The organism is Sorangium sp. So ce363 (genome assembly GCF_051520435.1).
In the GTDB taxonomy this organism is placed as follows: Bacteria; Myxococcota_A; Polyangia; order Polyangiales; family Polyangiaceae; genus Sorangium; species Sorangium cellulosum_B.
The window spans coordinates 3,556,825-3,568,976 of record NZ_CP150333.1 but is presented as its reverse complement, the minus strand read 5'-3'; the positions used below and the strand labels follow the sequence as shown (position 1 = coordinate 3,568,976).

Sequence of the window (12,152 nt, the reverse complement as noted above, 5' to 3'; positions counted from 1 at the left end):
GAGGGGGGAGAGGGCGATCCTGAGAGCGCGTGCTCTCAGGATCGCCCGGTGAACGCGCCGCTGCGCCGGAGGCGCGCCGGTTCAGGGGGTCAGGGCAGCGGGCAAGAGTTCAGCCTGCCGATGACGAAGGGCCGCTGCGCGACGGTCGTGCTCGTGATCGGGAAATAGGTGCCGCCCGAGGTGACGCTCCAGGTGTGACCCACGGGGACTCCCGAGGAATCGGTATAGATGCGCATGTAGCCCGTCCCCGGCCCTGCGACGAAGTCGCTGCACGTGTTCGTCCACCGGCTGTCACGCCAGATGGCGTCGCATCCGTGGACCGAACTGGTGGAGTCGGCGATCGGCAGCGCCCACTGGATCGTGCCCGTGTAGATCGGGTTGAGGGCCGTCGTGAGCTGCTGCGCCGGGCCCGTGATGATCACGGTGTGCCCGCCGTATGCGGTCTGTGGGCCGCCTGGCACCGCCACCGTCTTGTTGATGACGAGCACGTCACCCGCAGCGACGTTGGAGATGTTCGAAATCAGCGAGACGATGGCCCCGGGCTTGGTGAACTCGGTATAGTACTTCTCCGAGGTCGGGCTCGTCGAACCCCAGTAGGAGGACATCTTGGCCGAGTCGTTCACCGCGTCCACGATCGGGTCCGGGTCGAACCAGAACTCCTCTTTCTGAACGTTCGTGAGGAAAACAGCTCCGTTCCCAGACGGCGTACCGGCAGCGATAAAATCGAGCGCTCCGGAGGAGAGCAGGGAGCACGCGTCGGCCGGGGCAGCGCCGAGCGCGACGAAAGAAGCAGCAGCAGACACCATCAGAAAGCGAACCGCATTGCTGAGCATGAAGTACCTCGGTTGACGGTTACCACGTTGCCGTTCCGCAGGCCGAGCAGATTCGGTTGAGGAGGTCGATCGTGTACAGCAAGAGAATCGCACCTGGTCGCGTCGAGCCTAGCATCCAGTGTTTACTTCCAAAGCACGGCATTCGTCAACACACTTCGAGCACATTATCCATCGATTCAATCACTTTTCTGTGTTCATGTAGGACACGAGAGTTCTTCAGACGGCACTGCCGGATACTGTCCACCGCGTGATGGTGACCTGAAGTCATCGAATCAGTCATCTCGCGGCTGACGCTGCGCGCCAGCGTCCGCGAAGGGCTACCTCGTGACACATCGCCCTGGAAACTGGCCTGAGTGGAATCCAGCAACACGCCAAGCGCTGAGCGCCGGGGGGCTCGATGGGGCCGCGACGGCGACCGCAGGAGGGGAATGTCGCCGACCGGATGAGGCGAGGCATGCTGGGGACGCCGCGAGGCGGCTCGAGACAAGCCGCCTCGCCCCCGCGCTCGTCCGGACGGACCGCCTCAGTACGGCATCTCATCCAGCGCAGGCACCTCCGGGGGCCGCCCCCGCGCGCCGTTCTTCCCGAGCCGCGCCGTGGTCGGCACGGCCGCCCCGGGCTGCGTCGGCTCGCCGTCGTCGTCCGGACCCGGCACGGGCTCCGTCAACGCGGCCCGCCGCCCCGCGAAGCGGAGATCCCGCGCGATCACCTCGGTGCGGTAGCGCTTGATCCCGTCCTTCTCGTAGCTCGACGTGCGCAGCCCGCCCTCGATGAGCACGCCGTCCCCCTTCGTCAGCACCTTGGCCAGCGCCTCGGCGCGCGGCCCCCAGAACACGATGCTGTGCCACTCGGTGCGCTCCTTGGGCTCCTTGTTCCTGTCCACGAACGACTCGTTCGTCGCCATGCGCAGGTGAAGCACCGGGGTGCCGTTGCCCGTGTAGCGCAGCTCCGGATCCGCGCCGAGATTGCCCATGAGGATCACCTTGTTCAGTCCTTCGTTCATGACATGCTCCAGTTCGCTTCTGTGTTGTCGTCTGCTGTCGTTCTCTTGTCCGTGTCGTCTCTGCCGTCGCTCACCATCCGCCGGCGCCCACCGCCCTGCGCCTCTCGCGAGGCGCGGCGTCGTCGCGCAGCGAGAGCGGCCGCGCCGGCGGCGGCGAGCCGCCGGGCGCGCCGACCGCCCCGAGATCAGGAATCCATCGCCGCGCTGCCGTTGCTACCGTTAGCTCGCGCCGGCGCCGCCGCGTCGACGGCGGCGCGGAGCGACGAGGCGAGCGTCGGCTTGCCGAGCAGCGCCTCGCGGGCGCGCTCCCTCCCCTGCCCGATGTGCTCGCCCGCGAACGACAGGTGCGCGCCGCTCTTCTCCACGACCCCGAGCTGGCAGGCGAAGTCGATGAGATCCGCCGCGCCGTCGATGCCCGCTCCCCACCGGATGTCGAACTCGGCTTCTCTGAACGGAGGAGCCATCTTGTTCTTGACCACCTTGACGCGCGTCCTGCTTCCAATGGCCTCGTCGCTCACCTTCACCGGCCCCACCCGGCGCACGTCGAGCCGCACGCTCGCGTAGAACTTGAGCGCATTGCCGCCGGTCGTCACCTCGGGATTGCCGAAGACGACGCCGATCTTCTGCCGGAGCTGGTTGATGAAGATGAGCGTGGTGTCGGTGCGGTGGCATATGCCCGTGAGCTTCCGCAGCGCCTGGCTCATCAGCCGCGCCTGGAGGCCCATGTGCGAATCGCCCATGTCCCCCTCGATCTCGGCCTTGGGCGTGAGCGCAGCCACCGAGTCGACGACGATCACGTCAACGGCGCTCGAGCGCGCGAGCATCTCGACGATCTCGAGCGCCTGCTCGCCGTTGTCCGGCTGCGAGACGAGCAGCCTGTCGATGTCGACGCCGAGCGAGCGCGCGTACGTGACGTCGAACGCGTGCTCGGCGTCGATGAACGCGGCGACGCCGCCCGCGCGCTGCGCCTCCCGCATCGCGTGCAACGTGAGCGTGGTCTTCCCCGACGACTCCGGGCCATAGATCTCCACGATGCGCCCGCGCGGGTATCCCCCGATCCCCAGCGCCGCGTCGAGCGACAGGGATCCGGTCCGGATCAGGCCGATGTCCCGGGTCTCGTTCTCGTCGTTCAATGACATGATCGCCCCCTTCCCGAACTGCTTCTCGATGGTGCCTACGACGGTCTTCACGGTGCGGAGCTTCTCAGCGATCTCGGTCATCATCTCGGTCTCTCCTTTTCCACGTGCGTTCGTTGCTTGTTGCGGTTCAATTGTTGCGTGTTGAACGTGCGCGCCCCCGAGCGCGCAGACAGACGATCCAGCGCGGCCGTCGGGGCGGCCGCGATCGCGCCCGCATCTCTGCGGGCGCGGTGGTCCTTGGCCTTGCGGCGAGCTCAGGCGCCCGCGGCGGTGGTGGCGGGCGCCGGCCCGCAGGCGGCCTCGCGATCGAACAGCCGCGCGCCGATCGCCTCGGCCACGTGCGCTGCCCGCACGGCAGAGCTCCTGTCCATGTCGGCGAGCGTGCGGGCGACCCGCAGCACCTTGGTATACGCCCGCGCCGAGAGGCCGAGCCGCTCCACGGCCGACGCGAGCACGCGCGCGCCGGTCGCGTCCGGCATGGCGACGCGCGCGAGATCGCGCGGGCCGAGCTCGGCGTTGTGCGTCGCCGCCACCTCCCCCGCCTCGAAGCGCGCGCGCTGCGCGGCCCGGGCCTCGACCACGCGCGCCCGCACCGCCGCGGAGCTCTCGGGCGCGTCGAGCGACGACCGGCCGTCGGCGAGCGGCGCGCACAGGTGAGCGACGTCGACGGGCGGCAAGGAGATGTGAAGATCGATGCGATCGAGCATCGGCCCGCTCAGCCGCGCGCGGTAGGCGCGGACACGATCGAGGGAGCAGGCGCAGCGATTGCCGCGGTCGCCATGGAAGCCGCACGGACAGGGGTTGATGGCGGCCACCAGGATCGGACGCGCCGGGAACACGACGCGGGCGCGGGCGCGGCAAAGGGCGACCGTGCCCTCTTCGAGCGGCTCGCGGAGCGCCTCGAGGACGCCGCGGCGGAACTCGAGCAGCTCGTCGAGGAACAGGCACCCGTGGTGGGCCAGGGAGACCTCGCCGGGGCGGATGGGATCCCCGCCGCCGACGAGGCCCGCGGCGCTCACGGTATGATGCGGGGCGCGGAACGGGCGAACCGCGACGAGGCCCCTGTCCGGGGAGAGCAGCCCGGCGACGGAGTGGATCGCGGTGATATCGAGCGCCTCGTCGTAGGACATCGGCGGCAAGACCGTTGGCAGGCGCCGAGCAAGCATGGTCTTTCCGCTGCCTGGCGGGCCGACCATGATCAGGTTGTGTCCCCCGGAAGCGGCAATCTCGAGGGCGCGGCGCGCCCCGTGCTGGCCGCGGACCTCCGCGAGATCTGCCGCTGCAGCGCTCGGCTCCGCGTCGATCGCGGCCATGGTCCCCGCGCCCGGGAGGGGCTTGTTGCCGCGGAGGTGCGCGACGACCTGGCCGAGGTGCTCCGCGATGAGGACGTCGATACCAGCCACGCTCGCCGCTTCGCGCGCGTTTCCCTGGGGCACGATCGCGCGCGTGACCCCCTGCGCCGCCGCGCCGCGCAGCGCCGGCAGGACGCCGCGCACGGGGCGCACCGCGCCGCTCAACGACAGCTCGCCCAGCAGGCCAATCCGGTCGAGCCCCTCGGCGGGCACCTTGCCGAGCGCCGCGAGCGCGGCGATCGCGATGGCGAGGTCGTACGCGCCACCGCTCTTCTTGAGGTCTGCCGGGGCGAGGTTCACAGTGATCACATATTCGTCAAGCTCGATGCCCAGTTGCTGGAGCGCGGCGCGGACGCGCACGCGGCTCTCGCGGACGCTCGCCTCGGCGAGGCCCACCATCTGGAAGAACGACGGACCGCGGCCCGAGTCGACCTCCACCCGGATGGGGTGCGCGTCGAGCCCGAGCAGAGAGAACGTGAGCGCCGTGGCCTGCATGCCGGAGCCCTTTCGCGAAAGGCGTGCCAGACAGAGAGGGCGGCGAACTCAGGGAATTTCGCGGCGGGAGGGGTGGCGAACGCGGCGGACGGGGTGGCGGCCGCCAGAGGGAGCCGCCGGAATCGAGAGGATCACCGGCAGGTGCCTGGCGAGCCAGCGTCGCCACGGCGACAGGCCAAGGCAGTTGTCCGCAGTCCCTGTGCGTGTGGCCCCTGGCGCCCACCGCGCCTCATTAGACGCGCTCTGGCTATTTCATCATGAGCAGCAAGAATTGGTCGCTTCCACGTCGTCGGTCCGAGCGACGGCCCTGTCCGACGGAGGATCGAATTCGCGACATCGAGGCTCGCCTACCTCGCTCCCTTCGGGTAGAGACAGCCGGATGCCGGGGACTCCGCACGAGGTGCTCCGGTGCTGAGCGACGCCATGCTGGCCGCGCTCAGGGAGATGGCCATGGATCCAAGCAAAGTCCCTGAAACCCCGGCGTCTCGACGTTTCCGGCTCTTCTTCGAGAAGCGTGGTCGGGCCGAGGGCAAGATCGAAGGCAAGATCGAAGGCAAGATCGAAGGCAAGCGGGAGGCCCTGCTCGCGGTGCTCGAAGCGCGCGGCCTGTCACTGACGGCCGATGAGCGGGCTCACATTGACGCCTGCACGGCTCCTGCGGAGCTCGACCGATGGATCGCCAGCGCGGCGACGGCGGCGTCGATGAGCGAGGTGTTCGCGTCGAAGCCAGCCAGCACGACCCGCCGATCCCCTGCCACGACGCGCTCGCGCGCGCCGGACCACCGTGGACCGCGGGCACAGAACGCGACAAGGCCCCCAAAACCAGGGCGCTCGCGGTAACTGCGCGCGGCCTTCTCCTTCGCCCTCTCGCCAGCAGAAGCACCGGCGGTGCCCCACGCAGCGAGGAGCTCCACCGGCGCGATGGGTCCACCACGAAGAACGAGCCCGGCCAGAGCGAGCGCCGCCCCGCCGCAGCTACTCGGGCGCGCGATACCTCGCCACCACGATCGTGATGTCGTCGTCCGGGCTCGGGCACCACCCCTCGACCGCATCGAGGATCCGGTCGCGAATCACGCCGACAGGCTCCGTCTGGACAGCCTCGATGACGGCGCAGAGCCGCTCCAGCCCGAACTGCTCATGATGGGCGTTCCGCGCCTCGGTCACGCCATCGCTATAGAGCACGAGCACGTCCCCATCCCCAAGGTAGAGCTCGGCATCCCGCGTCAGCGCGCCGATCTCGGGCAGCGCGCCGATCCAGACGCCTGAGCTCGGAATGCACCCGCAGCGCCGCGTCCGCGCCGAGCACACGACCAGGTCGTCGTGCGCGCCCGCGAACGTCACGCGCCCGTTGCGCTCGTACCGGAGCAAGAGGAGCGTCGCGTGCTCGTCGCGCTCCAGACGATCGCGGACGTTCTTGTAGATTGCCTTGTTGAGCGCCGTGATGACCTTCGCCGGGCTCGCGGCCGGGTCGTTGCACGTGAGCGCCGATACCATGCTCTGGATCATCAGCATGATGAGACCCGCCGCGAGCCCGTGCCCCGCGACGTCGCCGATCCCCAGCCACCCGCCCCCGTTCGCCGGGATCACATCGTAGTAATCACCGCCGACCTCGGCCGCCGGCTTCATGACCGCGCAGAGGTCGAGCCCCTCGATCGAGAGCTGCTTCGGCACCAGCGTGGTCTGGATGCGCGCCGCGACCTGGCTCTCCTGACGGACCCGCTCCTGCTCCAGCCGCTCGCGCAGCTCCACCTCCCGGACGACCTGCCGGTGCAGCGCCGCGGCCTTGACCGCAGAGCCGAGCTGGAGGCGCAGCACCTCGTACATCATGCCGCTGGCGCGGTGGTCGAGCACCGCGACGCCGAACCTCTCCTCGTCGCCGAACGCAACCGGGAGCACGATCCTGCTGATGCGCTCGTCGGCGTCCAGGAAGCCCGGGGGCGCGAGGAGGTGCGCCGGGAAGCTCACGGCCGGCACCTCCACCTCGTGGCCGTCCTCCATCACGAACAGCGGCTTCATGGTGGCGTGCTGAGCGTCGTCGTACAGCGACACGGCGACGTCCGAGAACCGCATCCTCGGCAGCTCCGACGCCAGCAACCCCTTGAGCACGGGCAGGCTCAAGCACGCGGAGAAGCCCCGCGCGCCGTAGGTGACATCGATCGCGACGAGCTCGACGTTCAGCCGCTGCTCCCCCTCGACGTGCACGCACTCGCTCCCGATCAGGATGCGCGCGGCGTGCCAGAGCTGCTCCAGCGCTGCGTCGCCGCCCACGGGCGACCCCTGTACCCGCGAGCGCAAGAGCGATATCACCGCCTGGAACTCCTCGAGGAGCACACCCTCGCGCCTCGCCCCGTCGAGGAGCGCCTGGAGCGCGCGCAGGAAGCGCCCATCGTCGCCCGCGAGCTCCGCCTCGATCGCGGCGAGCAGGTCGCCCGCCCAGCCGTCGAGGGCGCCCCTCGGGATCGCCACGCTGCTGGCGAGCGCGCGCTCCAGCGACGCCCGCTGATCCGCGATGGGGCGCGGAAAGCCGCGCACCGAGGGGACCGGCTGCAGGAACGTGTCGCCCGCGCGGTACCCGCAGCCGCAGGACTCGCGCTGCGTGAGCTCCACACGCGCGAGCTGCAGCGGCTCGACGGCCTCGCCGTCGATCATGCGGAGGACCGTGCTCACGGCCATCCCCCCGAGCCGCTCGATCGGCTGGCGGACCGTCGTCAACGACGGCTTCGTGAAGCGCGCGATGCCGACGTCATCGAACCCGCAAACTAGGACGTCTTCCGGGATGCGGCGTCCCTCGGCCTTGAGCACCTCGATCGCCCCGAGCGCCATCCTGTCGTTGGCCGCCACCACGGCGTCGAACGCCACCCCGCGAGCCAGGAGCTCGCGCATCGCCGCGCGCCCCGTCGGGATCGTGAACCCACCGAACACGAGGAGGCGCTCGTCGCAAGCGAGCGCCCGCGCCGCAAGCGCCCTCCGGTACCCGCCGGCGCGCAGCGCGGCCTCCTCGCTGCTGCTCGGGCCGCCGATGTACGCGATGCGCCGGCACCCGTGCTCGTCCGCCATGTGCCCGACCGATATCTCGCTCCCGAGGGCGTTGTCGACCATCAGGCTCGGCACACCGTCGATCGCGGTCCCGATGCTGCACACCGGCAGCGGCGCGAAGGACCGGCAGAACGATCGCATGACCTCCATGCCGCCGTAAGGGGAGAGCGTCGACGAGGCGACGATGACGCCGTCGGCGGTCTCAGGGCCGATGAGGTGATAGAAGGTGCCCCGGTCGGCCACCTCCGGCCGGCGAGCCATGGCCGGGTCGCTGAACGCCGTCAGCAGGTTGACGTCGTGCGCCGCGGCGCCGCGCTCGATCCCGGCGCGCAGCTCGGACTGGTAGTCGCCAACGACATTGTCGATCAGAAACGCGAGCGTCCGACGCTTCCTCGTCATGGCCTCGGGCTCTCGATCATGCATCCGCGATCGAGACCAGCTCCGGGCATATGCGATCCAGGGGCTTCAGGCTCCGTCGCTGCCATGTCCGCTTCGCGTCCGTGACGAACCGTATCCTGCATTTGAGGCCATGGCCCATCAGGCCGCAGATGAAGCCGACGAACGCCTTGAGGCAGCTCGAGCTCATGAAGCGCAGGTCACGCACGTCGAACTCGACGGTGCTCACCGAGAGGCGCATCACCTCGCCCTCCAGCGCCTTGACGTACCTGCTGAGCGGCGGAGATGCCGCCATGTCCCCCGTGCCGGTGAGCTTGACGCTGAGGGTGTCGTCCCTCAAGGCTGGCTCGATCCCGAAGCTGTCGGTGACGACAGGATCCACGCTCAAGCAGCTCATTTCTTCTCCATCTCTCGACCGAGCGCGCGACGACCGCCGGATCGTTCCTCTGGATGCTGCAGCCGACAGCCGGTGCGATGGTCGATGCGAGCTCTCCACACTACGACGTAGTCGCGCCGGAGCCAATCCCTTCCCGCAAGCCGCGCGGGTCGATCTCGGCACGCGCCACGTGCCACGCGCCACGCGCCACGCGTGAGTGCGGGTAGCAGGTGGAAGGCGCACACGATGCGGCGTCGCGCGGTGAGCACCGCAACATTTCGCGAACAGGCTTTTCGATGCAGAGCGCGCCCGCTCGATCGCGGCTTCCCGGCTCGGAGCGCGGGATGCCTCCGAATTCGTGTGGATGTCGTCCGGGCGCGTGGCGCCTCGCAGGGCAAGCGCAGTGCAGCGCGTCGACAGTCGCGCCGGCGTCGCTTCAGAGCGCGCTGACGAGCGGCCCGGCGTCGCCTTCGAGCCATTGCTCGGAGATCATGACGCTCGTCGAGAGCCCGGTCTGGAAGCGGTATCCTTCCTCGATCGAGACGATCTCGATGACCCTCCTGTCGCCGATCCGGACGGGGAAGATCACCGAGACGCTCGACGGAAAGGGGCCGTCCTCGTCGGCCTTGTGCTCGCCGACCGAGACAGACTCGCCTCCGGCCCCGGCGCCGAGCGACCTCACGGCGACCACCGACGGAACGCTGCAATCGATCCGCAGCCACTCGCGCTGCCGGCGCGCCTTGCACGCGCCGCCCCTCGCGACGCGCGCGAGCGTCACCTGCTCCGCGGCGTCCCACTCGGCCGCTGCCGGCCGCGCCGTCCGCTCGGGCGGCGGTGGCGTCGTCGCCTCGAGCGCGCGCTTCTGTGGCGCCTCCGCGCCTCCTCCCGCGTCCGCCGGACCTCCCGCGGCTCCCGCCTGCGGCCCGGCCGCCGCGCCTCCCGCCGGGGCGAGCACCGACTCCGCCGCCTGCGCCGGCGCGAGCGCGCCGAGCAGGACCATCCCGATCACCGCTCTCTTCTTCATAACGTCCTCAAGAAGGCGGCGAGCGCCGCCTTGTCATTCCTCGACATGTGGCTGGTGCGACCCATCCGGTCCTGGTTGGTGTCGATGAGCTCTTCGAGCGTCTTCGCGGATCCATCGTGGTAATAGGGTGCCGTCCCGCCGACGAAGCGCAGCGAGGGCGTCTTGAACACCTGGCCCGCCTTCTCCTCCGCGAACCCGGGCCGCGCCGCGAACCCGGGCATCGGGTAGCCCATGCGGTCGGTGTGCTCCGTCTCGGGCACGTGGCAGCGAGCGCACTGCGCCGTGTCGCTCATGAAGAGGGCGCGGCCGTGCTCCTCCTGCGGCGTGAGCTTCCGCGCCTCCCTGGCCGGCGGCACGAGGCCCGCGCGCAGGAACGCGGCCAGGTGGCGCGCCCTCAGGGCGAGCTCGCCGTTGCCTAGACCACCGGGCCCCCACCGGTGAAGGCCGAACCCCTCGCGGAGGCGCTCCGCCAGGTTCTCGCTCTGGGCGTTCCAGCCATAAGGCCCCTCGGCCGACACGCGGCCCGCGAGCATGGGAGTCTGCCGGGGCACGCCGCCGCGCGGCTCCACGTCGATCGGCTGATTCTCGGCGGACCCGAGGAAATTGACGCTCTCGCCGCCGATGTCCATCACGTGGGCCTCGTGCCACACATGGCCGTCGTCGCGCCCGTCCGGATGGCAGCCAGCGCACCCGAGGCCGCCGCTCGTGCCCCAGTCGACCGCGTTGTAGAAGAGCTTCCGGCCGAGGGCGGCCTGCTGCGGGACCGGCGCGTCGGCCAGCGCGATGTACGGCACGGGGCTCGGCTCGAACGGAGCGTCGTCGCGGTGCTCGTCGAGGCGGACGATCGCGAGGGCGTCCGTGGAACGGCAAAACACCCACGCCATGGACTCGTCCGCGGACAGCGCGACGCCGCTGGGCGCGCCGCACAGGGTCGCCACGTAGATGTCGGGGCCCGCATGGCGGCCGAGATCGTAGGTGCGGAGCGGCCGGAGCGCCGGATCGACCGCGAGCGCGTCGAGCTCCACCAAGGTGTCGGTGCCCTCGCTGGCGACGAGCAGGGTGCGGGTGCTCTTCCGGTACACGAGCGCGCGCGGCTGGACGAACGGGGCGAGCGAGGTGTTGGGGAGCTCCAGCTCCGCGTCGTCGAACGGGGCATCGTCGAGCGCGCTCGCCCGCCAGAGCGGCGCGCCCTGGCGGCGCCGGGGCGCGAGGGGCGCCTCGTCGCTCGTCATGAGGACGTCCACCGTGGAGGCGCCGAACCACGCCTGTTCACCGAGCGCGCCGAGCGCATGGCGCGCGACGAAGAGGCGGCGGCCATCCGGCGAGAGCGCTGCCGCGTAGCCGAGCGACGCGGAGAGCGACTTGGCATGAGGAGCCCGGAAAGGCGACGGAGGAAGGACGACCGGCCGGGCCTCGGGAGCGCCACCCAGCGCGATCCGGGTGAGCGAGGCGGACGTGAGGTGCGTGACGTACGCGGCCGCGCCGTCCTCGCGGATCACGACGCCGCGGGGCTCGCGCGGGACATCGATGGCCCATGTCGCGGTCGCGGTCGCGAGGTCCACCGCGGAGACCTTGCCCGCCCATGCGCTGGTGACGAGCGCCGTGCGCTCATCCGGCGTGATCGCGAGCCCCCAGGCGTCGGCCGGCAGGGGCACGCGGGCCGCTTCCACGAGCCCCGCCGCCGGATCGGGCCGCAAGACAAGGAGGAGCCCGGGATCGCGGATCGTGACGAGCACGCGGTCCGCGAGCGCGAGCACCTGCGCCGGCCGCCCCGGCATGGCGATCTCGACAGGCGGCGTGCTCACGTCGACGGGAAGCGGGATGCGCCGGAGGACGGCGTGGTCCTCGTCGGCCAGATAGAGCGCGTCGTCCTGCGGCGCGCGCGCGAGCGCGCTGCCGACCCGCGTGACGGCCTGGAGCTTCTGCGGCGGCGGCGGAGAGGCTGGCGGAGCCGGCGCCGCCGTCCCGGCGACTTCGGCGCTGCGCTCTGCGGCCGGCGTCTCTCTGGAAGGGCGCGAGCAAGCCGCGGCGAGGAGCGCGGCCAAGAGGAGGGCTGATGGTCGGTGCTTCATCGGTCGCCCGAGCCAACGACGGCGCCTGGCATTCGTATTCCTCGGCACCGTCGGTCCCGATCCTCCGCGCCCCGGCCACCCCTGCGCGGGAGGCGTCGGGACACCTGCGACTCACGCGCTCTGCGCGAAGCGCGCGACTGACGAGCTGGCGAGAGAGGGCGCCAGAGCGCCTCCCACGCCCCACACGCGACCAGCTGCGATGACGCGCCGTGCGCGTCAAAGGCAAAGGCGCGTGCGTGCGTGCGTGCGCGTGCGTGCGCGTCAACCACGCCCACATCAGCGGTCCTTATGGCAGATGAGGAATCGCGTACTTGGCGCGTACTTGGCGCGCACTTGGCAAAAATCGCGTCACGCCTCAATGCACACTTGAACAATTATTTCGCCCTGCCTTACAGTCCTGGATCGTCGTCGCGTGGCTTGGGGCCA

General features: G+C 70.4%; 9 protein-coding genes. 1 reads left to right on the top strand and 8 read right to left on the bottom strand.

Translation table 11 applies throughout. The features are described 5' to 3' along the window. Positions 1–89: 89 nt before the first annotated feature. The 4 genes from WMF12_RS13765 to WMF12_RS13750 all read right to left on the bottom strand — a co-directional run bounded on the left by WMF12_RS13765 (position 90) and on the right by WMF12_RS13750 (position 4,822). Entirely contained in the window at positions 90–833 is a 744-nt protein-coding gene (locus WMF12_RS13765; protein WP_437871734.1) for a hypothetical protein, read from the bottom strand. Between the two features lie 523 nt (positions 834–1,356). After that, entirely contained in the window at positions 1,357–1,836 is a 480-nt protein-coding gene (locus tag WMF12_RS13760; protein WP_437871731.1) for a single-stranded DNA-binding protein, read from the bottom strand. 185 nt (positions 1,837–2,021) lie between these two features. Beyond that, positions 2,022–3,059 (bottom strand): recombinase RecA, encoded by a 1,038-nt coding sequence (gene recA / locus WMF12_RS13755; RefSeq protein ID WP_437871725.1) that lies wholly within the window; start codon positions 3,057–3,059, stop codon positions 2,022–2,024. Positions 3,060–3,229: 170 nt separating this feature from the next. Beyond that, on the bottom strand, positions 3,230–4,822 hold the full coding sequence (locus WMF12_RS13750) for a YifB family Mg chelatase-like AAA ATPase (protein ID WP_437871719.1): 1,593 nt from the start codon (positions 4,820–4,822) through the stop codon (positions 3,230–3,232). A 408-nt stretch (positions 4,823–5,230) separates the two neighbouring features. On the opposite strand from WMF12_RS13750, the gene WMF12_RS13745 reads away from it, so the two are divergent. After that, a complete protein-coding gene (locus WMF12_RS13745; RefSeq protein WP_437871714.1) occupies positions 5,231–5,662 on the top strand; it encodes a hypothetical protein in 432 nt (143 codons plus the stop codon). A 135-nt stretch (positions 5,663–5,797) separates the two neighbouring features. On the opposite strand, the gene WMF12_RS13740 is transcribed toward WMF12_RS13745, so the two are convergent. From WMF12_RS13740 to WMF12_RS13725, 4 genes are all read right to left on the bottom strand, one after another. Further along, entirely contained in the window at positions 5,798–8,257 is a 2,460-nt protein-coding gene (locus WMF12_RS13740) for a SpoIIE family protein phosphatase (RefSeq protein WP_437871711.1), read from the bottom strand. 16 nt (positions 8,258–8,273) lie between these two features. Continuing rightward, a complete protein-coding gene (locus tag WMF12_RS13735; RefSeq protein WP_012235248.1) occupies positions 8,274–8,651 on the bottom strand; it encodes a hypothetical protein in 378 nt (125 codons plus the stop codon). 415 nt (positions 8,652–9,066) lie between these two features. Further along, positions 9,067–9,654 (bottom strand): hypothetical protein, encoded by a 588-nt coding sequence (locus WMF12_RS13730; protein WP_437871707.1) that lies wholly within the window; start codon positions 9,652–9,654, stop codon positions 9,067–9,069. Then, the gene (locus WMF12_RS13725; RefSeq protein WP_437871704.1) at positions 9,651–11,726 is read right to left on the bottom strand and encodes a hypothetical protein; all 2,076 of its coding nucleotides are present in this window, start codon (positions 11,724–11,726) and stop codon (positions 9,651–9,653) included. Before WMF12_RS13725 ends, WMF12_RS13730 begins: the two co-directional genes overlap by 4 nt. Positions 11,727–12,152 lie beyond the last annotated feature (426 nt).